21 protein-coding genes and 1 pseudogene are annotated in these 25,252 nt (G+C 53.5%); 7 read left to right on the top strand and 15 right to left on the bottom strand.

Going from position 1 to position 25,252, the window contains the following annotated elements:
• Positions 1–14 precede the first annotated feature (14 nt).
• The 5 genes from glgA to asd all read right to left on the bottom strand — a co-directional run bounded on the left by glgA (position 15) and on the right by asd (position 8,371).
• Positions 15–1,448, bottom strand: a complete 1,434-nt coding sequence (gene glgA, locus ACE15A_RS01425; RefSeq protein ID WP_001197663.1) for a glycogen synthase GlgA — start codon at positions 1,446–1,448, stop codon at positions 15–17.
• Entirely contained in the window at positions 1,448–2,743 is a 1,296-nt protein-coding gene (glgC, locus tag ACE15A_RS01420) for a glucose-1-phosphate adenylyltransferase (RefSeq protein WP_023247851.1), read from the bottom strand. The genes glgA and glgC overlap by 1 nt, the downstream gene beginning before the upstream one ends.
• Before the next feature lie 14 nt (positions 2,744–2,757).
• Complete coding sequence (gene glgX / locus ACE15A_RS01415) at positions 2,758–4,734, bottom strand: glycogen debranching protein GlgX (RefSeq protein ID WP_064055967.1); 1,977 nt, start codon at positions 4,732–4,734, stop codon at positions 2,758–2,760.
• Positions 4,731–6,917 (bottom strand): 1,4-alpha-glucan branching enzyme, encoded by a 2,187-nt coding sequence (gene glgB, locus ACE15A_RS01410; protein WP_023247849.1) that lies wholly within the window; start codon positions 6,915–6,917, stop codon positions 4,731–4,733. Before glgB ends, glgX begins: the two co-directional genes overlap by 4 nt.
• Before the next feature lie 347 nt (positions 6,918–7,264).
• Positions 7,265–8,371: an aspartate-semialdehyde dehydrogenase gene (gene asd, locus ACE15A_RS01405; protein WP_053507975.1), complete on the bottom strand. Its 1,107-nt coding sequence runs from the start codon at positions 8,369–8,371 to the stop codon at positions 7,265–7,267.
• 182 nt (positions 8,372–8,553) lie between these two features.
• Between asd and ACE15A_RS01400 the strand changes: the two are divergent.
• A pseudogene (locus ACE15A_RS01400) lies at positions 8,554–8,649 on the top strand (MarC family protein); the annotation flags it as partial.
• 62 nt (positions 8,650–8,711) lie between these two features.
• Here ACE15A_RS01400 and gntU read toward each other — a convergent pair.
• The 5 genes from gntU to ACE15A_RS01375 form a co-directional block, all read right to left on the bottom strand.
• Positions 8,712–10,052, bottom strand: coding sequence for a gluconate transporter (gene gntU / locus ACE15A_RS01395; protein WP_129382341.1), 1,341 nt, complete (start codon positions 10,050–10,052; stop codon positions 8,712–8,714).
• Positions 10,049–10,582: a gluconokinase gene (gntK, locus tag ACE15A_RS01390; protein WP_053507977.1), complete on the bottom strand. Its 534-nt coding sequence runs from the start codon at positions 10,580–10,582 to the stop codon at positions 10,049–10,051. The genes gntU and gntK overlap by 4 nt, the downstream gene beginning before the upstream one ends.
• A 138-nt stretch (positions 10,583–10,720) precedes the next feature.
• Positions 10,721–11,716 carry a gluconate operon transcriptional repressor GntR gene (gntR, locus tag ACE15A_RS01385; RefSeq protein ID WP_053507978.1) on the bottom strand — a complete coding sequence of 332 codons (996 nt, stop codon included), beginning with the start codon at positions 11,714–11,716 and terminating at the stop codon, positions 10,721–10,723.
• A gap of 291 nt (positions 11,717–12,007) precedes the next feature.
• Positions 12,008–12,703, bottom strand: a complete 696-nt coding sequence (locus ACE15A_RS01380; protein ID WP_023183670.1) for a pirin family protein — start codon at positions 12,701–12,703, stop codon at positions 12,008–12,010.
• Between the two features lie 122 nt (positions 12,704–12,825).
• Positions 12,826–13,863 (bottom strand): oxidoreductase, encoded by a 1,038-nt coding sequence (locus ACE15A_RS01375; RefSeq protein ID WP_053507979.1) that lies wholly within the window; start codon positions 13,861–13,863, stop codon positions 12,826–12,828.
• A 470-nt stretch (positions 13,864–14,333) separates the two neighbouring features.
• Between ACE15A_RS01375 and yhhY the strand changes: the two genes are divergently transcribed.
• The 5 genes from yhhY to ACE15A_RS01350 all read left to right on the top strand — a co-directional run bounded on the left by yhhY (position 14,334) and on the right by ACE15A_RS01350 (position 19,098).
• Positions 14,334–14,822 carry an N-acetyltransferase gene (yhhY, locus tag ACE15A_RS01370; protein ID WP_023247843.1) on the top strand — a complete coding sequence of 163 codons (489 nt, stop codon included), beginning with the start codon at positions 14,334–14,336 and terminating at the stop codon, positions 14,820–14,822.
• 233 nt (positions 14,823–15,055) lie between these two features.
• Positions 15,056–16,270: a PfkB family carbohydrate kinase gene (locus ACE15A_RS01365; RefSeq protein WP_053507980.1), complete on the top strand. Its 1,215-nt coding sequence runs from the start codon at positions 15,056–15,058 to the stop codon at positions 16,268–16,270.
• Positions 16,271–16,282: 12 nt separating this feature from the next.
• Positions 16,283–17,044: a glutamine amidotransferase gene (locus ACE15A_RS01360; RefSeq protein ID WP_053507981.1), complete on the top strand. Its 762-nt coding sequence runs from the start codon at positions 16,283–16,285 to the stop codon at positions 17,042–17,044.
• 51 nt (positions 17,045–17,095) lie between these two features.
• Positions 17,096–18,067, top strand: coding sequence for a DMT family transporter (locus tag ACE15A_RS01355; protein WP_023247840.1), 972 nt, complete (start codon positions 17,096–17,098; stop codon positions 18,065–18,067).
• Positions 18,064–19,098: a phosphotriesterase-related protein gene (locus ACE15A_RS01350; RefSeq protein ID WP_053507982.1), complete on the top strand. Its 1,035-nt coding sequence runs from the start codon at positions 18,064–18,066 to the stop codon at positions 19,096–19,098. The genes ACE15A_RS01355 and ACE15A_RS01350 overlap by 4 nt, the downstream gene beginning before the upstream one ends.
• A 38-nt stretch (positions 19,099–19,136) precedes the next feature.
• Here the strand turns inward: ACE15A_RS01350 and ggt are convergent, their stop codons facing one another.
• Entirely contained in the window at positions 19,137–20,879 is a 1,743-nt protein-coding gene (ggt, locus tag ACE15A_RS01345; RefSeq protein ID WP_053507983.1) for a gamma-glutamyltransferase, read from the bottom strand.
• Positions 20,880–21,004: 125 nt separating this feature from the next.
• On the opposite strand from ggt, the gene ACE15A_RS01340 reads away from it, so the two are divergent.
• Entirely contained in the window at positions 21,005–21,421 is a 417-nt protein-coding gene (locus ACE15A_RS01340) for a DUF2756 family protein (protein ID WP_000826034.1), read from the top strand.
• A gap of 12 nt (positions 21,422–21,433) precedes the next feature.
• Here ACE15A_RS01340 and ugpQ read toward each other — a convergent pair whose 3' ends face one another.
• The 4 genes from ugpQ to ugpA form a co-directional block, all read right to left on the bottom strand.
• Entirely contained in the window at positions 21,434–22,174 is a 741-nt protein-coding gene (gene ugpQ / locus ACE15A_RS01335; protein WP_053507984.1) for a glycerophosphodiester phosphodiesterase, read from the bottom strand.
• Complete coding sequence (locus ACE15A_RS01330; RefSeq protein WP_000907842.1) at positions 22,171–23,241, bottom strand: sn-glycerol-3-phosphate import ATP-binding protein UgpC; 1,071 nt, start codon at positions 23,239–23,241, stop codon at positions 22,171–22,173. Before ACE15A_RS01330 ends, ugpQ begins: the two co-directional genes overlap by 4 nt.
• 268 nt (positions 23,242–23,509) lie before the next feature.
• A complete protein-coding gene (ugpE, locus tag ACE15A_RS01325) occupies positions 23,510–24,355 on the bottom strand; it encodes a sn-glycerol-3-phosphate ABC transporter permease UgpE (RefSeq protein ID WP_000572196.1) in 846 nt (281 codons plus the stop codon).
• Complete coding sequence (gene ugpA / locus ACE15A_RS01320) at positions 24,352–25,239, bottom strand: sn-glycerol-3-phosphate ABC transporter permease UgpA (protein ID WP_000099303.1); 888 nt, start codon at positions 25,237–25,239, stop codon at positions 24,352–24,354. Before ugpA ends, ugpE begins: the two co-directional genes overlap by 4 nt.
• Positions 25,240–25,252 lie beyond the last annotated feature (13 nt).

Genomic DNA, 25,252 nt, shown 5'->3' with positions numbered 1-25,252 from the left:
TGATTCCTGGATGACTATTTCAAGCGATAGTACAGCTCGCGGTATGATTTCGCGGCAACTTGCCAGCTAAAATCCATTGCCATCGCCTGCCGTTGTACAAACCGCCAAAGCGAAGGCCGTGACCACAATACAAAAGCACGCCGAATCGCGCGTAGCAACGACCAGGCGTTACTATCTTCAAAGACAAAACCGCTGGCGATACCGTCCGCCAGATTTTCCAGCGAACTGTCGGAGACCGTATCGGCCAACCCCCCGGTACGCCGCACCAGAGGCAGCGTGCCATACTTTAAGCCATATAACTGCGTTAAGCCGCACGGTTCGAAACGACTTGGCACCAGAATTACGTCCGCGCCGCCCATAATGCGATGCGAGAAAGCTTCGTGATAGCCGATCTGTACACCAACCTGACCTGGGTGTTCCGCCGCCGCCGCGAGGAAACCCTCCTGAAGCACCGGATCGCCCGCGCCGAGTAGCGCCAACTGCCCCCCCTGCTCCAGCAGCCCCGGTAATGCCTCCAGTACCAGATCCAGTCCTTTCTGGCTGGTCAGACGGCTTACCACGGCAAACAGCGGCACTTTGTCGTTAACCTTCAACCCCATCGCAATTTGTAGCTGACGTTTGTTTTCCGCCTTCTCTTCCAGGGTATCGCGCGTGTAGCGCGACGCCAGCAGCAGATCGGATTCCGGGCTCCAGATCTTCTCATCCACGCCATTCAGTACGCCGGACAGACGCCCTTCCAGGTGACGCTGGCGCAGCAGGCCTTCCATACCATAAGCAAATTGCGGCTCGGTAATTTCACGCGCATAGGTCGGGCTAACTGCCGTAATATGGTCGGCATAGTACAAGCCGGCCTTCAAAAAGGAGATTTGTCCGTTGAACTCCAGCCCATGCATATTAAAAAATGACCACGGCAGTTCGATGTCATCCATATGCTTTGCATAAAACATGCCTTGATAGGCGAGGTTGTGTACGGTAAAGACCGATTTCGCCGGACGTCCGCGCGCCGCCAGATAGGCGGGCGCCAGCCCGGCGTGCCAGTCATGGGCATGCACCACGTCAGGGCGCCAGAACGGATCAAGTCCGCAGGCCATTTCGCAGCCGACCCACCCTAACAGGGCAAAACGCAGCACGTTGTCGGTATAGGCATATAAATTCGTATCGTGATAGGGGCTGCCCGGACGCTCGTACAGATGCGGCGCGTCGATCAGATAAATGCCCACGCCGTTATAATGCCCGAACAGCAGCGATATTTTACCTGCGAAAGTATCGCGGCGGCTCACCACATGCGCATCGGGTATCCCCCGACGGATATCGGGAAACCCTGGAAGCAGAACGCGAACATCAACACCATCCGCAATTTGTGCCGCAGGCAACGCGCCTATCACATCCGCCAGGCCCCCAGTCTTTAGCAGGGGGAACATCTCTGAACATACATGTAAAACCTGCATTATCGCTCCTGTTTGACCTGCAGTTTGCGCAGCATTTCACGCGTGACCAGTACAATACCTTCTTCTGAACGGTAGAAACGACGAGCGTCCTCTTCCGCATTTTCACCAATCACCATGCCTTCCGGGATAATGCAGGCACGGTCAATAATACAACGACGTAAACGGCAGGAGCGTCCTACCCAAACCTCAGGTAACAACACTGCCGAGTCAATATTACAAAAAGAATTTATTCTCACCCGTGGGAAGAGCACAGATTGCACCACCACCGAACCGGAGATAATGCAGCCGCCGGAGACCAGCGAGTTCAGCGTCATACCATGGCTACCGGAGCGGTCCTGCACGAATTTCGCAGGCGGTAGCGATTCCATATGCGTACGGATAGGCCAGTTCTGGTCATACATATCCAGCTCCGGCGTCACTGAGGCTAAATCCAGATTTGCTTTCCAGTAAGCTTCCAGCGTACCTACATCGCGCCAGTACGGTTCAGCTTCCGGATCGGACTGCACGCAGGAAAGCGGGAAAGGATGCGCGTAAGCCATGCCTTCGCGGGTGATTTTCGGGATAATGTCTTTACCGAAATCATGGCTGGAGGCGTCATCTTTATCGTCCGCTGCCAGCAATTCATACAGATAATCGGCGTCAAAAACGTAAATCCCCATACTGGCCAACGCTTTGCTATCGTCACCAGGCATCGCGGGAGGATTCGCCGGTTTTTCGACAAAATCAATAATCTTGTCGCTTTCATCTACCGCCATCACGCCGAACGCCGTCGCTTCGTTGATCGGCACCGGCATACAGGCCACCGTGCAACGCGCGCCCTTTTCAACGTGATCGATCAACATACGCGAGTAGTCCTGCTTGTAGATATGATCGCCTGCCAGGATGACGACATATTCCGCTTTATAGCGACGAATAATGTCCAGGTTCTGGGTCACAGCATCCGCCGTACCGCGATACCAGTTTTCGCCCTGCATTCGCTGTTGGGCTGGCAGCAGGTCAACAAATTCGTTCATCTCTTCGCTAAACAGCGACCAGCCGCGTTGAATATGCTGTACCAGCGTGTGGGACTGATACTGAGTGATCACGCCGATACGGCGAATCCCGGAGTTCAGACAATTCGATAAGGCAAAATCGATGATGCGGAACTTCCCGCCAAAGTGGACGGCAGGCTTGGCGCGTTTGTTCGTTAAATCTTTTAGACGCGTGCCGCGGCCGCCGGCCAGGATTAGGGCAACAGATTTCAGTGGCAGCTGGCGCGCCAACATTACACGATCGTTCTTCTCTAAACTCACCATGATTAACTCCTTTTTTATCCTCTCTGGAACACACACAGTCCATGCGCAGGTCCCTGCCAGACAGCCGTTATCACCGGATTATCCTCTCCAGCGAATGGGGGAACGGCGCGCCATTCCCCTTTGGGTAAAACAATATCTGTCACCTCAAGCGTGGCATTTATCGCAATCAGAAAACGGTCCGACAGTAGAATTTGCATCAGCTTAGGTCCGTTTTGCCACTCATCCGCACTCAAGGGTTGCGCGTTTTTATTAAGCCAACGCACGTTGCCATCGTCTTCTTCCCACCAGCTATCGCCGGTTAAAGCCGGTATCTGCTGGCGCAAACGAATCAGCGCGGCGGTAAACATGGTTAACCCACGGTTTGCCTGCTGCCAGTCCAGCCAGGTTAAGGCATTATCCTGACAGTAGGCGTTATTGTTGCCGTGCTGGCTATGGCCGTGTTCATCGCCTGCCAGCAGCATCGGCGTTCCTTGAGAGAGCAGTAGCGTCGCCAGCAGGGCATGAATGCTGTCGCGCCGCCGCTCAATTAAATCAAGCGGACCGCCTAATCCTTCTTTACCATGATTGTCGCTGTAATTGTTGTTGGTGCCGTCGCGATTTTCCTCACCGTTCGCCTCATTGTGTTTCTGATTGAAACAGACACAGTCCCGTAGCGTAAAACCGTCATGCGCAGTGATCAGATTGACAGAGGCGCCGGGCTTGCGGTCATTGCGTTTAAACACATCGCTGGAAGCGGCGAAACGACAGGCAAATTCCCCGGTCGCCAGGTTACGCGGCAACCAGAATCGGCGGGCCGCATCGCGAAAATGGTCGTTCCACTCGGCAAACGGCGGCGGAAAATTTCCGACCTGATACCCTCCCTCGCCAACATCCCACGGTTCAGCAATCAGCTTGACCGTTGATAACACAGGACATGCTTTAATCGCGGCGAACAGCGGCGCATCCTGGCGAAACGTCGGCGTTCGCCCCATGACAGACGCCAAATCAAAACGAAAACCATCGACATGGCAGGTTTCTACCCAATAGCGCAGACACTCGCACGCGTATTCCACCACGCAGGGATGGCTTAAATTGAGCGTGTTGCCGCACCCCGTCCAGTTGTGATAATCGCCATCGTCCTTTATCCAATAATAGCTACGGTTATCAATTCCGCGCAGGGAGAAGGTTGGACCGTCCAGGTCCAGTTCGGCGCTATGGTTTAATACGATGTCCAGAATGACCTCAATCCCGGCGCGATGCAGCGCTTTCACCGCATCGCGAAACTCGTCCAGCGCCGTCTCGGGCGAACTGGCCCAGGCGGGATGCAGCGCAAACATCGCCATCGGGTTATAACCCCAATAGTTGGTCAGTCCCATGCGTTGCAGGCGCGGCTCGCTGGCAAACTGCGCCACCGGCAACAGTTCCAGCGCCGTAATGCCAAGCTGTTTGAAGTACGCCACCATGACCGGATGACCAAGCGCTTTATAGGTGCCGCGTATCTCCTGGGGGAGCTCCGGATGCAGGTAGGTAAGCCCTTTGACATGAGCTTCATAGATGATCGTTTTTCCCCACGGCGTACGTGGCGCAGCGTCATCTTCCCAGTCATAATGATCGCTGATTATCACGCTTTTCGGCGCCATCGCCGCGTTATCGCGGTAGTCCGGTTCATCGTGTCCGCCGTGCAACAGCGGATGATCTTTTAGCTCGCCCTCGACCCGGCGCGCATAAGGGTCAAGCAGTAACTTCGCAGGATTAAACCGATGCCCCTGCGCTGGTTGCCACGGGCCATGTACGCGATAGCCATAACGCAAACCTGGCCTGGCGCCTGCCAGATAACCATGCCAGACATCGCCGCTACGTCCTGGCAGGTCGTAGCGATGCTCATCCCCCCGGGAATCAAAGACGCACAGCTCCACACGCTCCGCATGGGCGGAAAAGAGCGTGAAATTCACGCCATGACCGTCATAAGTTGCGCCATGCGGCGTTGCTTCGCCGATCGCAAGCTGCGTCATTCCCCCTCCCGCATCAGCCAGATCGTCGCCAACGGCGGTAACGTCAGGCTAAGAGAGTACTGACGACCATGGCTTTCGATCTCATCGCTGTGCACCATGCCGCCATTGCCGGTGTTGCTACCGTGATAATGCATCGAGTCGGTATTGAGAATTTCACGCCAGCGTCCCGGCTGGTTGATGCCAAAGCGGTAGTCGTGACGGGGAACAGGCGTGAAGTTGCTGGCAACGATGATTTCGTTACCGGCTTTATCGCGGCGCACGAAAATCAGTACCGAGCGTTCATTGTCATCGACCACCAGCCACTCAAAGCCGTAAGCATCAAAATCCAGCTCATGCAGCGCTTTATGGTGGCGATAGGTGTGGTTGAGATCGCGCACCAAACGCTGAACCCCGTGGTGCCAGTTATCGCCCCCCTCCAGCAGGTGCCAGTCGAGGCTGGCGTCATGGTTCCACTCGCGTCCCTGGGCAAACTCATTACCCATAAACAGCAGTTTCTTTCCGGGGAAGGCCCACATCCAGCCATAATAGGCGCGCAGGTTGGCAAACTTCTGCCACGCATCGCCCGGCATGCGATCGAGAATGGATTTTTTACCGTGAACCACCTCATCGTGCGACAGCGGCAGAACAAAGTTTTCGGTATGGTTGTACAACATACCAAAGGTCAGCTTGTCGTGATGATACTGACGGTGCACCGGGTCCAGTTTCATATAGTCCAGCGTGTCGTGCATCCAGCCCAGATTCCACTTGTACCAAAACCCCAGGCCGCCCGTTTCCGGCGGACGCGTCACGCCAGAGAAGTCTGTCGACTCTTCCGCCATGCTGACCGCGCCGGGCACCTGCTCGCCAATAATGCGGTTGGTATTACGCAGAAACTCAATGGCTTCCAGGTTTTCACGACCGCCGAACTCGTTCGGTATCCACTCGCCCTCTTTGCGGCTGTAGTCGCGGTAGATCATAGAGGCCACCGCATCGACACGCAGCGCATCAATCCCAAAACGCTCCATCCAGTACAGGGCGTTGCCCACCAGATAATTACTGACTTCACGACGACCATAGTTGTAGATCAGCGTATTCCAGTCCTGGTGATACCCCTCGCGCGGATCGCTGTGCTCATAGAGGTGGGTCCCGTCAAACTCCGCGAGGCTAAATTCATCGGACGGAAAATGGCCCGGCACCCAGTCGAGAATGACGTTGAGCCCCGCCGCATGGGCCGCATTGATGAAATAGCGGAAGTCGTCTCGCGTACCAAAACGGCGGGTCGGCGCGTAGAGACCGGTCGGCTGGTAGCCCCAACTGCCGTCGAACGGATGTTCGTTGACCGGCAAAAGTTCCAGGTGCGTAAAACCCATCCATTTGGCGTAAGGCACAAGCTGATCCGCCAGCTCACGATAGCTCAGCCAGAAGTTGTTATCCGTATGGCGACGCCATGAACCTAAATGCACCTCATAAATCGAAATCGGCGCGTCAAACTGATTGGCTTTTTGTCGTTCTTCGCTTTGCGTCACTTTCTCCGGCAGTCCGCAGATCATCGACGCCGTTTCCGGACGCATCTGCGCCTCAAAAGCATAGGGATCGGCTTTAATGCGCAGATTACCGTTCGCATCAAGCAGCTCGAATTTATACAGTTGTCCATTATGCGCGCCGGGGATAAACAGCTCCCAAATACCGCTCTCTTTGCGCAGACGCATCGGGTGGCGACGCCCATCCCAATAGTTGAATTGCCCTACAACCGAAACGCGACGAGCATTAGGCGCCCAAACGGAAAAACGGGTGCCGGTGACGCCGTCCATCGTATCGGCGTGCGCGCCCAGCGTTTCATAAGGACGCAGGTGGGTGCCTTCCGACAATAGCCAGGCATCCATTTCCTGTATTAATGGACCAAAACGGTAAGGATCGTCGATGAGGTTCTGCTGTCCGTGCCAGACTACGGCGAGCTGATAGCGAAAGAAATTTTTACGTCGGGGTAAAACGCCGCAGAAAAAACCGCGAGCGTCGAGGCATTCCAGTTTGCCGACTTTACGTCCGGTTTTGGGTTCAATCACCCATACGTCGGTGGCGTCAGGTAATAGGGCGCGGACTTCCAGTCCGGCTTGGGTCTGGTGCATTCCGAGTACGGAAAAAGGGTCCGCAAAATGTCCTGCAATTAGCGCATTAATCACGTCTCTATCGATACGACTGGACATGGTTTGTCATCCTGTTTTGTGGCGTCACTCCATCTAACTGAATTCAACATCAGGTAGTGACACTTCTTTGACCTGAACGGCGCAGCACACTGTGCATCCTATCTGCGTCGTCCTACCTTCAGGTTAGGCTTAATACCCGTAGGATTAAGCTACCCTTAAAGAATAGCCAATGCTCTCTTTAACTCCTGATAAAAAATGAAACATCCGCGTTTACTCCTGTATTACGCAAAAAAAGGGTGACGATGCACCCTACATATCAATCAGATCTCTGATTGCCGACTACACCTTATCCAGCCTACAGAACCGCACGTAGGCCGGATAAGCGCGGCGCCATCGGGCAGCTACCGCTACGCCAACTGACGCAGCATTCGACGCAGCGGCTCCGCGGCGCCCCATAACAACTGGTCGCCTACGGTAAAGGCCGACAAGAACTCCGGCCCCATGTTCAGCTTACGCAGGCGACCAACGGGCGTAGTCAACGTGCCGGTCACCGCCGCCGGGGTTAATTCACGCATAGTGATATCACGATCGTTCGGCACCACTTTCGCCCACGGATTATGTGCCGCCAGCAGTTCTTCTACCGTCGGAATGGATACCTCTTTTTTCAGCTTAATGCTGAACGCCTGGCTGTGACAGCGCAGCGCGCCGACGCGCACGCACAAACCATCAACCGGGATCACAGATGCGGTATTGAGAATCTTGTTAGTTTCCGCCTGGCCTTTCCACTCTTCGCGGCTCTGGCCGTTATCGAGCTGTTTATCGATCCAGGGGATCAGGCTTCCCGCCAGCGGTACGCCAAAGTTATCAACCGGCAGCTCGCCGCTGCGGGTCAATGCCGTAACTTTGCGTTCAATATCAAGAATTGCGGAAGAGGGCGTCGCCAGTTCATCGGCGACATGACCATACAACTGACCCATTTGGGTTAACAACTCGCGCATATGGCGCGCGCCGCCGCCGGAGGCGGCCTGATAGGTCGCGACAGATACCCAGTCAACGAGATTATGGGCAAAGAGACCGCCCAGCGACATCAACATCAGGCTAACGGTACAGTTACCGCCCACAAAGGTCTTAACGCCATTATTCAGGCCGTCGGTAATCACATCCTGGTTGACCGGGTCGAGAATAATAATGGCATCGTCTTTCATGCGCAGCGTAGAAGCCGCGTCAATCCAGTAACCTTGCCATCCGCTTTCGCGCAGCTTTGGATAAATTTCGTTGGTATAATCGCCGCCCTGGCAGGTCACGATAATATCGAGCGCTTTTAGCGCATCCAGATCAAAAGCGTCCTGTAGCGTACCGGTAGCGGTGTCGCCGAAGGTTGGCGCCGCCTGTCCGAACTGGGAGGTAGAAAAGAAAACAGGGCGAATAGCGTCGAAATCGCGCTCCTCTACCATGCGTTGCATGAGAACAGAGCCGACCATTCCGCGCCAGCCGATAAAACCAACATTTTTCATAGCGTTTTTTCCTGCAAAGAGATGTGCTGTGTATGCGCGCCAGTATCCTGTGGCGCATCCTTCACCATACAAAAAGCAGCCAAAGTCGCAAGTGAAATTAATCAATGATAGCGAAGCCATCAGTAATGCGACTTATCCTGCCTTACCGCGCAAGCAGAAAGTCCAGTGGCGATTATCCGGGAATTTGCGTTAGGAATGGAATCATTTCCGCCGCTACTTTATTGATCCTGATTATGGATCAGCGTGGAAATCTACTTATTTTTATGTGTGTACTGCAGGGAGGTTTAAAAACAGAAAATGATTGCTGCGAACAAGCTCGCAGCAATATGTAACGTGAAACTCAACTCAGCAACTGAAACGCAATCATCCCGATAATCGCGCCTGTCGTGCCGAGGATAGTTTCCATCATTGTCCAGGTTTTTAACGTCTGCGCTTCGGTCGCGCCGGTAAATTTACCGAACAACCAGAAACCGGCATCGTTAACATGAGAAACCACAATTGAACCACCAGCGATACAGATAGAGAGCGCCGCCATCTGCGCACCGGAGAAATTCAGTTGCTCAATGACCGGCATCACCAGACCGACCGCGGTTAAACACGCCACGGTCGCGGAACCCTGAATGATGCGCACCGCCGCCGCCAGCACAAAGCAGGTAATGGCAATCTGCAGTCCCATACCGGTTAACGCTTCGCCCAGCGCCGGGCCGACGCCGGAATCGACCAGCACCTGTTTGAACACTCCGCCTGCGCCAATGACCAGCAGGATAATGCCCGCCGGTTGCAGCGCGTGACCACAGATTTCCATCACTTTATCTTTCGGCATCCCCTGACGCATCGCCAGGCCGTAAATCGCCACCAGACATGCGACCAGGATGGCGGTAAAGGGGTGACCGATAAACTCAAACCATTCGTAAGCGGTGGAACCTTCCGGCACAAAACGCGCGGCGATCGTTTTCAGCCCCACCAGCACCAGCGGTAGCAGGATGAGCGACAGGCTGAAGCCGAAAGAAGGCATTTTGCCTTCTCCCAGATGCGGCTCGGTAATGTCGTCAGGAATACGCAGCTCAACATAACGGCTGATGAAATTCCCCCACAGCGGCCCGGCGATAATCATGCCGGGGATCGCCGCGCACAGACCAATCAGAATCATCCAGCCGAAATCAGCATGCATCTGGGAAGCCAGTAGCATCGGCGCGGGGCCAGGCAACAAAAACGCCGCCGCCGCCGCCACCCCCGCAAATAGCGGAATGACCAGCTTCACGAGGTTGGTGCCGGTATGACGCGCCATTGAGAACGCGACGCTAATCAGCAGCACGATCGCGACTTCGAAGAACAGCGGGAGCGCGCAAATCAGCCCGGCAAGGCCAATAGCATAGTGTGCGCGGTTATGGCCAAAAGATTTAAGCATTCTAACGGCAATCTGATCGACCGCGCCGGTTTCATGCAGGATTTTACCGAACATCGCCCCCAGCGCGACCACAATCGCCAGGAAGCCCAGCGTACCTCCCATCCCTTTTTCCATGGTCGCGGCGATTTTATCAAGCGGCATACCAGAAAAAAGCCCCGCGCCCATCGAGACGACCATCAATGCGACGAAGGCGTGCATACGCGCTTTCATCACCAGAAACAGCAGCAGTAAGACAGAACCGACGGCGGTTAAAACCAGTGTTAATGTACTCACAGCGTACTGCCTTTATTGATGGCCTCAATGGTGCTCGCCACGACGCCTTCCAGCGCCTGGTCGATATCCACCACCAGAACATCGCGTTCGTCGGCACCCGGCTCTTGCAGCGTTTCAAACTGCGTCACCAGCATCTGGGTTTTGAAGAAATGGCCTTTACGCGCTTTCAGACGGCTTTCAATGACGTCGAAATCGCCTTTCAGATAGATAAAGGAGAGATTCGGGTTTCCCTCGCGCAGTAGGTCGCGATAGTGTTTTTTCAGCGCGGAACAGACGATCAGCGAGATTTTATTGGTACGCTGCATCGCGAAAGCGGCGTCGTTCAGCGCCTGCAACCACGGTTTGCGGTCATCATCATTCAACGGCTCGCCGGAAGCCATTTTTTCAATATTGCAGCGCGGATGCAGAAAATCGCCGTCCAGAAACGCGGCATGAAGCTGATGCGCCACGGCGCTTGCGACAGCGGATTTACCGCTGCCTGATACGCCCATCAGAACGTAAACGTGGTGATCATGATTAGTCGTGCTCAAAGCGGGCCCCCACTCTACAAGTTGCAAAATTTGTTACGGGTAACTGTTATCGGTAACATTGTCCAGCCGCACCATTCGCGACGCAATGACCATTCGTGCCAAAAGTGAATAAGTGTGAGCTACTTCAAAGTTGTCAGACTAAATAGATCCGCCCGGTGACAAGGTGAAACCTAAATCTAACATTTTCGGCGTGACCGTTTCGCCGCGAATGCGGGCCAACAGACGTTCTGCCCCAATGCTGCCCATTCGCTCGCGCGGCGTCAGGACACTTGCCAGACGCGGTTCCATCACCTGGCCGATATAATGACCGTGGAACCCGGCGATCGCCATATCGTCCGGGATTTTTAGTCCCAGGCGCTGGCATTCGAAGGCCGCGCCCACCGCCAGGTCATCGTTGGTGCAAAAAATACCGTCAAGCTGCGGATATTCGCGTCGCGCCTGGCGCATGAGTTCGATACCGGAAGAGTAGGATGAAGATTGCTCCATCATCACACTGTAGGGAACCAGGCCTGCGTCCAGCATCGCCTGCTCATAGCCCTTCTGCTTGATGATAGTACGTTCGTCGAGGCGCGCCCCCAGATAGGCGATATGGCGATGGCCGCGTGCGATAATCGCGGCGGTCATCTGGCGGGCGGCGTCAAAGTTGTCAAAACCAACGGCGATATCAAGACACGGCGACTGGCTGTCCATCAGTTCAACCACCGGAATCCCGGCTACTTCGATCATTTTTAAGGTGCGCGGCGTATGGGTACGCTCAGTAAGGATAAGGCCGTCGATATTCCAGGAGAGCATTGATTCCAGGCGCTCCTGTTCCATCTCCGGTTTATAGCCGTAGTGCGCCAGCATAGTCTGATACCCGTGGGCATCGGTGACGCTTTCAATACCGCGTAAAACTTCCGCAAAGACCTGGTTGGTTAAAGACGGCAGCAGAACGCCAATGGCGCGGCTGGTGGCGTTGGAAAGAATGTCTGGCGCGCGATTAGGAATGTACCCGAGCTCATCAAGCGCAGCCGCAATTTTACCCCGCAGCGCGACGGAGACCTGCTCCGGATTACGCAAAAAACGGCTGACCGTCATTTTGGTCACGCCGACACGGTCGGCCACATCCTGAAGTACGGGTCTTTTCTTTTTCATCGTCCTGAAAGGTATAAAAGGGATAGATTCTTCCAGTTTACCACGGACATGCGTGAACCTTCGCAGAGAAAAAAGGAGTTCATTATTGTGAGAAATACACAAAATCATTCGAGTTGCATCAAGGCGGCGACGCAGTGACAAATTCGTCAGGAACGAATTTGAACAACCGAAGGTTGCCTCTGGTGAGGGACAAGGATGTCCCTCATTAATCCCCGGGAGCGTACATAAAGTACGTGACCGGGGGGAGTAAGGAAAGCCAACACAGATGCGGCCTGAAGGATGACGTGTATTTTATACCGGCGGAAGATCAAACAGCAGCACTTCGCTGTCGCTGTCGGCATGAATCGAGATTGCCTGCTCATCCCAAATCGCCAGGCCGTCGCTGGTCGTCGCTTTGGTGCCGTTAATGGTCACGTTACCTTTTACCACCTGTATCCAGACGCGGCGCTCAGCGGCAATCTGATGCACCGACTGCTCCTCTTTCACCATCGCCCAGCGATACAGCGCCATATCCTGGTGGACCTTCAGCGAACCGTCGCGAGCATCTGGTGAAAGCACCAGTTGCTTGCCCTGCGCGGCGTCGAAGCGGCGCTGTTCGTAGCGCGGCGTGATGCCTGTTTCTTGCGGAATAATCCAGATCTGATACAGCCGCAGACGATCCGTTTTGCTTGGGTTGTACTCGGAGTGGCGAACGCCGGTCCCGGCGCTCATAATCTGGAATTCGCCTGCCGGAACCTGTTCTTTATTGCCCATACTGTCCTGGTGTTCTACGGCGCCTTCCAGTACATAGGTCAAAATTTCCATGTCTTTATGCGGGTGAGTGCCGAACCCCTGGCCCGCGTCAATCACATCATCGTTAATCACACGCAGCGCCGAGAACCCCATAAAGTTCGGATCGTAATAATCGGCAAAAGAAAAGGTATGCCAGGAGTCAAGCCAGCCATGATTCGCATGACCGCGGTCGTTTGCTTTGCGTAAGTAGATCATTGTGTTCACCCCAATTCGTGTTGATGGATTGAGTGTGAACCTAATCCTTCAATGATGATAGGGGGTGAAAATTGACTCCTCTGTTCAAAAAATATGAATAAGTTCAAAGGAGCCGATAACACTTATTTTGCAAGGGTTATGGTGGCGGGAGAAGCCTGTTCAAATGCCCGTTCCAGAAGCTCCAGATTGGTGAGAACCTCAGATTCCCTGACGTAATTTGGCGCGCCGGTAGTGAGCGTCTCATACAAGGCATCATAAACGCGACCATAGTCACCTGTTTCCGGTTTCACCTCTTCTTTTACGGTTACGCCTTCGTCGCTGACATACTCCAGCACACCGACAGATTCGTCTACCGCAAAACCCGGTTCGCCTGGCATAATGTTCGCTTTCAGGCTGGTTTCTTGCTGATCGATACCATACTTCACAAACGAGCCTTTGGTCCCGTGTACGATAAATTTCGGGTAGTCAATTTTCACCAAATGGCTGGTTTTAACGATCGCCTTCAGATCGCCGTAAAATAACCGCGCTTCGAAGGTATCATCCGGATTCGCTTTATTACGCAGGCTACGAATGTCATACGCGACATGATCCGGACGGCCAAACAACGAAATAATTTGATCCATCGTGTGCACGCCAAGACCGTAGAAGGCGCCATCCTGCGGCAGTCCCGGCCTGGTTTCCGCTACCGGGCGGTAATAATCGAAATGGCTTTCAATTTCGACAATCTTGCCCAGTTTCCCGCTCTCAATCACTTTTTTAGCTGTCAGGAAGCAAGAGTCAAAGCGACGGTTCTGATAGGGCGTCACAATTAATCCTTTGCTTTGCGCCAGTTCAAACAAGACCTTTGCTTCAACCATCGTCGGCGTAAAGGGTTTTTCCACCAGCACGTTTTTACCGGCTTCCAGCGCCCGTTTTGCATATTCAAAGTGGCTATCGGCGTGGGTGCAAACGATCACCAGTTTCACCTGCGGATCGTTCAGCACATCGTCAAGATCGCTGGTGAAATGGATATGTGACCAGGCAGGCGCCTGCTCTTCCGGTTTCGCATGACGGCGGAAGATGTGCGCCACATGCCAGCTCTCTTTACGGTTGAGAACATAGGGAAGATGGTAGCGGGTGGTGCTTTTACCAAAACCAATGAATGCGCAATGTAAAGTCATAGCCAGATCCTTTTTTAAAGGTGATTACCTACACCATAGCGCAAAGCTGCTTGAGACTGAATGTTGGATTCTTTGCCGGATGGCGGCGGAGTCTTATCAGGCCCGGCGCGTTATACAGCCAAAAGATCGGGCGTCAGTGGCGCAGGCAGATTATTCACGGCCTGCGCACAGCAACCGGAGCGTACACAGAGTACGTGAGGATTACGAGCACAGCCCGGGATTAAGCTGGCAAGCAAACTAGCCCAAAACCCAGCCAAAAAAAAGCCAGCACCCGGCTGGCTAAAGTAATACTGGAAGCAATGTGAGCAATGTCGTGCTTTCAGGTTTTCCGTCAAGGTCCCCCTGAACGCAAAGCAATAATAATCATTCTCATTCGCACTTGTCTAGCTTTTTTTGCAAAAAAAAGGCGTTGACGTCCTTTTGAAAGTCAGTGATGTTGAAAGGGTTATTAATCCGTTGAGGAACCCGTAATGAATGATATCGTGATACGCCACGCTGAACCGAAAGATTACGACGCTATCCGTCATATTCATGCCCAGCCGGAGGTATATCACAACACCCTACAGGTTCCCTACCCTTCCGGCCATATGTGGCAAGAGCGGCTGGCCGAGCGGCCGGGCGTTAAGCAGCTGGTCGCCTGCATTGATAATAGCGTCGTTGGCCACCTTAGCATTGACGTTATTCAGCGACCACGCCGCAGCCACGTTGCCGATTTTGGGATATGCGTTGATGCGCAATGGCAAAATCGTGGCGTCGCCAGCGCGCTGCTCCGCGCCATGATCGATATGTGTGATAACTGGCTGCGCGTCGAACGTATTGAATTAACTGTATTTGTCGATAATGCCCCTGCGGTAGCGCTTTACAAAAAGTTTGGTTTTGAAATTGAAGGCACCGGCAAAAAATACGGTCTGCGCAACGGTGAATACGTTGACGCCTATTTTATGGCGCGGATTAAATAATTAATTTGGCCCCCATTATTGGGGGCCAAATTAATATCCATACTCTTTATCAGATTGTATCCTGAATCTTTATATTTTTTCTGAAGCTTGCTCACACTATTTTTATTGGCATTTTGCCAACAGCTAATTTCACCCTTCCTTTTTGCTTTTTTTTGCTTTTGCCCGTCACTTTATGGTGATTATCACAACAATATACTTCCCCTGATATTAACGTAACTCAGGTGAGGTGAACCATGAAATTTGAACGCCACCATGAAATATTGAAAAAAATTGGCACGTCCGGGATCGTAAAAGTCTCTGTTCTGGCGAAAAGTCTGAACGTCACAAAAGAGACAATTCGTTCAGATCTTAATGAATTGGCCAGACTCGGTTACCTGACCCGCTGTCATGGCGGCGCGTTTATAACTCTCGACTCGCTGGATAACGTAGCGAAAAACGAAATTGCTTACGCACTTGAACATTACGAAAAAACACAGGGCATAAAAAAGGGTCGCTCCGATATGAAAAGTCATGTATGTGTAATTGGATCATTTAATGTCGACATAATCAGCTATTTGCCCAGGCTTCCCGCGGTCGGCGAGTCGCTGCTTGCCAATAAATTTATTTTTTCTCCCGGCGGAAAAGGCTGCAACCAGGCGTTGGCGGCAAGCTACGCAGACTCAGACGTACATTTTATTACTAAAGTCGGTGCGGATCATTTTAGCGAATATGCTATCAATTTTATGAACGCCTCAAAAATACATAAAAGCATTATTTACCAGACTCAGGGAACGCAAACCGGTACTGCAACGATCCTGGTTAATGAGGACACCGGAGATAACGTTATCGCTATCTATCCTGGCGCCAATATGACTATTACACCAGATGAGGTCGTGATCCAACAAGAAGCGATTATTAACGCTAATATTGTTCTTCTGCAGCTTGAAACTAATTATAGCGCATTGCGCCAGGCCATCGCTCTGGCGCAAAAAAACAGTATCCCGGTAATTATTAATCCAGCGCCGTATAACGACGGGGTTAATTCTATTATTGAAAATATTGATTACATTACGCCCAACGAAACAGAGGCCGGACTCCTGGCAGGGATTGAGGTTACAGATATTGCCTCCGCCAGAGAGGCGGCAAAAATTATCCACCAGAAAGGTGTAAAAACCACCATTATCACTTTAGGCAGCAAAGGTTCGTTGGCCTATGACGGGAGAAAATTTATCTATTCCCCAGCGTTCCCGGCGGTAGTCAAAAATACCGCGGGCGCAGGCGATGCGTTTAACGGCGCGCTCGCTTCAGGCCTCGCCAAAGGCAAACCGCTGGAGTCTGCGCTGTGCTACGCCAGCGCCTTTGCCTCCCTGGCAGTAGAGACCGCTAACGCCTCTGATATGCCGGAACATGAATCCGTCATTCACCGTATTCAGAGCACATCATATCAGCAATCTATCTCTAGCCATTAAAAGGAGTAAATAATGAATAATGCCAACACAACGTTAAAGGTGCTCTTTATTGGAGAATCCTGGCATATCCATATGATCCATTCAAAAGGATATGACAGCTTTACCTCAAGTAAATATGAAGAAGGAGCCACCTGGCTACTGGCGTGTTTAAAAAAAGGAGGTGTTTCTGTCGACTATATGCCCGCACATACGGTACAAATCGCTTTTCCAGAAAGCGTGGACGATTTAAATCGTTATGACGTTATCGTGATCAGCGACATCGGCAGTAACACTTTTTTATTACAAAACGACACTTTCTATCAGCTAAGAATAAAACCAAATGCCCTTGAGTTAATCAAAGAGTATGTTCGTAACGGCGGCGGATTATTGATGATTGGCGGCTACCTTTCCTTTATGGGGATTGAAGCAAAAGCAAATTATAAAAATACGATACTGGCCGAGGTACTGCCGGTAGTGATGCCTGATGGCGACGATCGCGTTGAAAAACCGGAGGGCGTCTATGCTCAGGTTGAAAACCCTGAACACCCGGTTATTAAAGGCTTTTCTGATTATCCTCCTTTTCTGGGATATAACCAGGCTGTCGCGAAAGAAAATACCGCCGTGGTGTTAACCATCAATAACGACCCCTTACTGGTCTTCGGCGAATATCACCACGGGAAAACCGCTTGCTTTATGAGCGACTGCGCGCCGCACTGGGGAACACAGCAATTTATGGCATGGCCGTTTTACACCGACCTGTGGGTCAACACGCTTAAATTTATCGCCAAACGATAACAATACGGGAGTAACGCGGGTTACTCCTTTGCTAAATAAAAGGATTGATGTATGAAAAAAAATAAGTACTCAACTCCCTTGCTGATGATTGCCACTATTCTCGCGGGTATGCTTTCGCCTATGCAATCAGCGGTTAACGGTCAGCTTGGACACTGGTTACAGGATGGCAATGCGTGTGCGGTCATCTCTTTTGCCAGCGGTCTGGTGGTGATGTTTTTTATTATTATGGCCCGCAAGGAGACGCGCCAGCAATTTGCCGCGATCCCTTCGCTGATTAAAAATAAAAAAGTACCTCTGTGGAACTGGTTTGCTGGTCTGTGCGGCGCAATGGTGGTATTTTCCGAAGGCGCTTCCGCCAGCGCGCTTGGCGTAGCCACCTTTCAGACCGCATTAATTTCGGCCTTGTTGCTCTCCGGTCTGCTTTGCGATCGCTTTGGTATCGGCGTGGATGAGAAAAAGTTTTTTACGCCCTGGCGTATCACCGGCGCGCTTTTTGCCGTTATCGCCACGATATTTGTCGTCTCTCCGCAGTGGCACTCAACCTCTTTTATTTTGCTGGCCATCCTGCCATTTCTGGCGGGGCTGCTGGCAGGCTGGCAGCCCGCTGGTAACGCCAAAGTGGCGGAAGCCACCGGCTCAATGCTTGTCTCCATTACCTGGAATTTTATTGTCGGCTTTTGCGTGCTTGGCGCAGCGCTGGCGATTCGCGTCGCGTCAGGGCATGTCAGCGTCCAGTTGCCGGACGTCTGGTGGATGTATCTCGGCGGCCCGCTGGGGCTGATGTCCATCGGCCTGATGGCGATCCTGGTCCGGGGTCTGGGGCTGTTAATGTTAGGCGTCGCGTCCACGGCGGGTCAGTTACTGGGGTCTGTATTGATTGATAAATTAATTCCTTCATTAGGTAATACCGTTTATTTAGTCACCATTATCGGCACTCTGTTTGCTTTGGTCGGTGCGATTGTCACCACCATTCCGGAATACAGAGCATCGAAAGCCGTCAATAAGATGGAGGTCTCAGGATGAAAGGTTATCTGCAAACCGTAACAGGCCCGATTGCGCAGGCCGACATGGGACTTACGCTCCCGCATGAGCATCTGTTTAACGATCTCTCTTCCGTCGTGGATAAACCCTGTTATGCCTTCTCAGAACAATTAGTCGGCAAAAAAGTGAGCGCGGAATTACAGTGGGGACTTAAACATGACCCCTACTGTTGCGCCGATAATATGGATAAAAAGCCTATTCAAGATGTGATTTTTGAAGTGAACAATTTTATGGCGCTGGGCGGCAGGACGATTGTTGACGCCACGGGTTCCGAATCTATCGGACGCGATGCGCAAGCGCTGCGGGACGTGGCGCTGCAAACTGGCCTTAACATTGTGGCCTCATCCGGGCCTTATCTGGAAAAATTCGAAAGTAGCCGCATTCACCAACCGATTGATAAACTGGCGGCGCGCATCGACAAAGAACTGAATCAGGGAATTGGCGATACCGATATCCGTGCCGGAATGATTGGCGAAATCGGCGTCTCGCCAGCCTTTACCGACGCAGAGCGTAATAGCCTGCGCGCGGCGTCGCTGGCGCAAAACAATAGCCCGCAGGTGGCGATGAATATTCATATGCCGGGTTGGCTCAGACGAGGCGAGGAGGTGCTGGCGATTGTCCTTGATGAGATGAAAGTCGCCCCTGGCAAAGTGTCTCTTGCCCATCCCGATCCTTCCGGTAAGGACGTGTCCTATCAGCGGAGCCTGTTGGATCGGGGCGTGTGGCTGGAGTTCGATATGATTGGGCTCGATATCACCTTCCCCAAAGAGGGCGTTGCGCCTGGCGTGCAGGAGACCGCGGATGCCGTCGCCCATCTTATTGAGCTTGGTTACGCCGACCAGCTCGTGCTCAGTCACGATGTGTTCCTGAAACAGATGTGGGCAAAAAATGGCGGTAACGGCTGGGGCTTTGTGCCCAATGTTTTCCTGGCCTATCTGGCCGAGCGTGGCATTGACGGCGCCACATTACGTAAACTGTGTATCGATAATCCGGCGCGCCTGCTTACCGCCTGAATTGTTTCAGACCCGGCGGCATACGCCGGGTCATTCCCTTAATATCCCGCCGTTAAATCATCCACCGAACGCGGGTCGGACGCACCGTACAGTTCGCCATCCGGTCCAACCATTATACTTTGGGTGCTTCCCATCGCTTCTTTCAGCGCGACTTTCTGCCCTTTCTGTTCCAGCAACTTCAGCGTATCGGGGCTGAAGCCCTTTTCTACCCGCAGTTCGTCCGGCAACCATTGATGATGGAAACGCGGCGCGTTGGTCGCTTCGGCGACGTTCATGCCAAAATCAATAGTATTGACCACCATTTGCAGTACGGTAGTAATAATACGGCTACCGCCAGGACTGCCGGTCACCAGCCAGGTTTTCCCGTCTTTAACGACGATAGTCGGCGACATCGACGACAGCGGACGCTTCTTCGGACCGACCGCGTTAGCATCGCCGCCCACCAGGCCATAAACATTAGGTACACCGGGTTTAGCAGAAAAATCATCCATTTGATTATTCAGCAGAATACCGGTATTTCCCGCCACAATTCCTGTGCCGAAGGTGGTGTTCAGGGTATAGGTCACCGCCACAGCATTGCCGTCTTTATCCACCACCGAGAAGTGGGTGGTCTGGTTGCTTTCATACGGGGCGAGCTTGCCCGGTTTGATCTGACTGGAAGGTTTTGCCTTATTAATATCAATTTGATCGGCCAACGTTTTTGCATAGGCTTTGTGGGTCAGCGCCTGCCACGGCACTTTCACAAAGTCCGGATCGCCCAGATACTCTGAGCGGTCAGCGTAGGCATATTTTTCCGCTTCCGCCATGATTTGCATGGCATCGGCGCTGCCAAAGCCGTACTTCTTCATGTCGAAATTTTCGAGGATATTCAGGATCTGTACGATGTGAATACCGCCCGAGGATGGCGGCGGCATGGAGAAGACCTGATACCCGCGATAGTCACCACTGATTGGCGTACGCTCAACGGCTTTATAGCTGGCTAAATCCTCTTTGGTCATCAGACCGCCGTTCTTCTGCATTTCCCCGGCAATCTGGTCGGCAATCGCCCCTTTATAAAACGCATCCGGGCCGTTTTCGGCAATCATTTCCAGGCTTTTCGCCAGATTCTTCTGGACCAGCTTATCGCCTTTTTTCAGCGGCTCGCCGTCTTTCCAGAAAATGGCTTTGCTGTTCTCATGGTTGGGGATCACTTCGCTGCCGTAAGTTTTTAAGTCGTCGGCCAGCGCATCGTTAACCACAAAACCCTCTTCCGCTAGCTTCATCGCCGGACGCACCACTTTATTCAGCGGCATCGTGCCGTATTTCTCCAGCGCCAGCGAAAACCCCGCCACGGTACCCGGCGTACCGGATGCCAGATGCGACGTCAGCGACTTTTTCGCATCGGCGTTACCCTGATCGTCGAGGAACATATCACGGGTCGCGCCAGCAGGCGCCATTTCACGAAAATCGATCGCCGTGGTAGCGCCATCTTTAGTGCGCAGCAGCATAAATCCTCCGCCGCCCAGATTCCCGGCTTGCGGATGCGTGACAGCCAGCGCATAGCCCACGGCGACGGCGGCATCCACGGCATTACCGCCCTGCTTTAAGATATCCACGCCAACCTGCGTCGCCATTGCATCCACCGAGGCCACCATCCCTTGCGTCGCCCGCACAGGATGAAAGACATCTTCTTCAACACCATAGGAGACTGGCGGCGCGACGGGAGGATTGGCCACCGCGCTAAACGTCCCCCCGGCCAGCAGAGCGGCGATCGCCACCCAGCGCATAAACGTTGGTTTCATCGTTGTTTTTCTCCAGATAAATGGGTGTATGTCCCGTTTAATCCTGGTCCACAACGCTTAAAAAATCATCATCATGGCGAAATAGAGGTACACTTAAAAAGAGGCCTCATCGGGAGGAGACGACAATGAAACGCTTACTACTTATTACGGCTTTGTTACCCTTTGCTGTATTGGCCCAGCCAATTAATACACTCAATAACCCTAATCAGCCGGGTTATAAGATTCCCAGCCAGCAGCGTATGCAGACGCAGATGCAAACGCAGCAGATTCAGCAGCAGGGTATGTTGAAACAACAGATGCAAACGCAGGCTCGCAGCCAGCAGCAAAATCTACAGTCGCAGTTGAATGCCAATACGCAGCGGGTTCAGCAGGGACAGCCGGGCAACGGTATGCTCGGTCAGCAAACGCTGCCCAATACGCAGGGCGGAATGCTCAGCGGTAGCGGAAATCCGGACCGGATGCTAAACCATTCCCAGCCAATGTTGCAGCAGGGCAGCGGGACGCCGCAGCCTGACATCCCGCTGAAAACCATCAGTCCTTAAAACTGACGGCCCTTAAAACTGAAAGTGAGGGCCGATGTCATCAATGCGATCGGTGCAGATACAATCCACGCCCCAGCGCAGCAGCTCTGCCGCCCGCTGAGGCTGATTGACGGTATACACCAGAATCCGCAGACCCGCGGCCTTAATCTCTTGCACTCGCGTCTCATCGAGTAATTTATGGTTGAGATGGAGGGAAACACAGCCCAGACGGGTCGTCAGTTCACGCCAGTCTTCACGCCATTTATCCAGCAGTAACCCGCGCGGCAGTTCAGGTGCTGCCGCCTGCGCCGCTTCCAGCGCCTCTATCTCAAAGGAAGAAAGCAGCGGCGGCGTCATCCCGGCCCACAGTTCGCGGGCGGCCAACGCCACGACACGTCCTGTTAGCCTTCCGCTCCCCGTTGTCGGTTTTATCTCAATATTCGCCATCATGCCGTGTTTACGGCAGCGCTCCGCCACCTGCGAAAGCAACGGCAGCGGCTCGCCTTTAAATTCGCCGCTAAACCAACCGCCAGCGTCCACACGCAATAAATCCTGCCAGTTCAACTCGCCCGCCACGCCCCAACCGTTGCTGGTGCGCTCCAGGTTATCGTCATGCAGCAGGAAAATTTCGCCGTCTTTCGACAGCCTGGCATCAAACTCAATCATGGTGTGCCCGTATCGCGCGCCCACGTCAATCGCCGCCAGAGTGTTTTCCGGCGCCAGTTTACCGCCGCCGCGATGGGCGACAATGTGGGGATAAGGCCAGTTACTCATACACGTTGTCCTGTTTCGCCATCAAAAAGATGCCGCTGATGTTCCGGCAGATGCAGCCATAGCGTACTGCCCGCCGCCGGGCGCTGCTGATGCGCCAATCGCACCACCAGTTTCTGATCGCCCCAGCGCCCATGCGCCAGATTATCCGCGCCCAGAATCTCCAGCGTGTCTACCGTTAGCGGCACGCCGCCTTCCGCCTGCGAGCTTAACGCAATATGTTCCGGGCGGATACCCAGCGTCATTTTACGTCCGGCATGACCTCGATAGCCCGCACCAATCGGCAACGCCAGACCGCCAGGCAATTCGAAACGGTCGCCGGAAGCGCTGATAACGCCATCCAACAGGTTCATCGCCGGGCTGCCGATAAAGCTCGCCACGAAGCGACTGGCCGGTTTTTCATACACCTCTACCGGCGTGCCAATCTGTTCTGCGACGCCTTTATTCATCACCATCACCCGCTGGGCCAGCGTCATCGCTTCTACCTGATCGTGAGTAACATAGAGCGAGGTGGTACGAAGACGACGATGCAGATGTTGTAACTCCAGACGCATCTGCACGCGCAGCTTGGCGTCGAGGTTAGAAAGCGGTTCGTCGAATAAAAAGACTGCCGGCTCGCGGACGATCGCGCGCCCCATTGCCACGCGCTGCCGTTGACCGCCGGAAAGCTCGCGTGGACGGCGTTTAAGCAGGCCGTCCAGCTCCAGAATGCGCGCCGCCTCCCGCACGCGTTCTTCAATATGCGCTTTGCTCATACCGCGAATTTTCAGCCCCCACGCCATGTTCTCCTCTACGCTCATATGGGGATAGAGAGCATAGTTCTGAAATACCATCGCGATGCCGCGATCTTTGGGCTCCATCTCGGTGACCCGTTTGCGATCAATCCAGATATCGCCGCTGGTCACGCGTTCCAGACCGGCCACCATCCGCAGCAACGTTGATTTGCCGCAGCCGGACGGCCCGACCATCACGATAAATTCGCCATCCGCCACGTCCAGCGTTAACGGTTGAATGACCTGGGTTTTGCCGTCCCAGCTTTTGGTTACTGCCTGTAGTTTTAAACCAGCCATAGAGGTTGCATCCCCTGATTATTCATGAACGTCGCTGGCGGCTATTTTTGCCCAGGGCAAGGCACGAGCGACGAAGTTTGGTGGGCCCAAATTAGACGCGAGTAACACGGCACTGGGCAAAAATAGCCCCAGCCCTGTGGGACGCGTGCCGAAATCGCGTACTCTGCGTTGTCGGATTTGGACATAGGCCCACTATGTCCATCATCCTCCGCCTTGATTACGCGATTTCGGCTCAGCGTCGACGTCACGAATAATCAAGGGATACAACCTACTTCTCACTGTCCACTAAACCACGCACAAACGCCCGTTGCATGGCTAACACAATTACGACCGGAGGAATCAGAGTCAGCAGCATCGCGGCCATCACCTGGTTCCATTGCGTGGTACCTTCGCCGGTGGCGATCATCCCTTTGATCCCCGCTACGGCAGTGCCAAGATTCACGTCGGTGATAATCAACAGTGGCCACAGATACTGGTTCCAGCCGTAGATAAAGGTGATGACGAACAACGCCGCCAGGTTGGTTTTTGACAGCGGCAACACGATGTCGCGGAAAAAGCGCATCGGCGACGCGCCGTCAATACGGGCCGCCTCCACCAGTTCATCCGGAAGCGTCATGAAGAACTGACGAAACAGGAAAGTGGCGGTAGCGGACGCCATCAGCGGTAGCGTCAGACCAGCATAGCTGTCGAGCATTTTCAGGTTGGCGATCACTTCCACCGTCGGGAAGATACGCACTTCAACCGGCAGCATCAGGGTGATAAAAATCATCCAGAAGAACAGGTTACGCAGGGGAAAACGAAACCAGACGATGGCGAATGCGGAAAGCATAGATACCGTGATTTTGCCTACCGTAATGCTGAACGCCATAATGAAACTGTTAAGCATCATCAGCCAGAATGGCGCGCTATTAACACCGACGCCGTTGACCCAAATAGTTTTGATATTCTCCAGTAACTGCGTGCCGGGAAGCAGCGTCATCGGCGTCTCAAACACCGCGCGGTCGTCCAGCGTCGCCGCGACAAACGCGACATACAGCGGAAACAAAATGACCGCGATCCCCAGAATCAGCATGGTATGGCTGAATATTGTCAGCCCGCGACGATTCTCTATCATTGGTAACGCACCTTACTTTCCACATAGCGGAACTGCACCACCGTCAGAATGATGACGAGGAACATCAACACCACCGACTGCGCGGCGGACGCCGAGAGATCCAGGCCGGTAAACCCTTCGCGATAGATCTTATAAATCAGCGTCGTGGTGGCTTGTACCGGCCCGCCGGCGGTCGCGGCGTCGATCACCGGGAAGGTGTCGAAAAAGGCGTACACCAGGTTGACCACCAGCAGGAAGAAACTGACCGGCGCAATAAGCGGCAAAGAAAGCCGGAAGAAACGACGAATCGGCCCGGCGCCGTCAATGGCCGCCGCTTCCACCAGCGAGCGGGGAATGGATTGCAGCGCGGCAAAGAAGAATAAAAAGTTGTAACTAATCTGCTTCCAGACTGACGCAAATACCACCAGGAACATCGCCTGACCGCTGTTTTGCGCGTGGTTCCAGTCATAGCCGAATTCGCCGAGGAAATGGGTGATTAATCCCCGCCCCGGGTTAAACAGGAAAATCCACAATACGGCGGCGACGGCGGGCGCGACGGCATAAGGCAGTAGCATCAGCGTCTGATAAAAACGGCTGCCGCGCACCACGTAATCCACCAGGGCGGCGAAAAACAGCGAGACCAGCAGGCCGCTAAACGTGACCAGCGCGCTGAATTTAATCGTCGTCCAGAAGGCGTCGAGATAATAACTGTCGTGAAAAAGCGCGACGAAATTCTCCAGCCCGACAAATTGGCTGGAAAAACCAAACGGATCGACGCTTTGCAGCGAATACCACAGCGCTTCGCCCGCAGGCCAGATAAAGAAAATAACGGTGATAACCAACTGCGGGGCAACCAGTAAATACGGCAGCCAGCGCGAGCGGAACACCGGACGGGATGATGACATGAAGGTTCTTTTC

The organism is Salmonella sp. HY31, assembly GCF_042604575.1.
GTDB classification, from domain to species: Bacteria; Pseudomonadota; Gammaproteobacteria; order Enterobacterales; family Enterobacteriaceae; genus Salmonella; species Salmonella diarizonae.
This window is presented reverse-complemented; position numbering and strand designations above follow the sequence as displayed.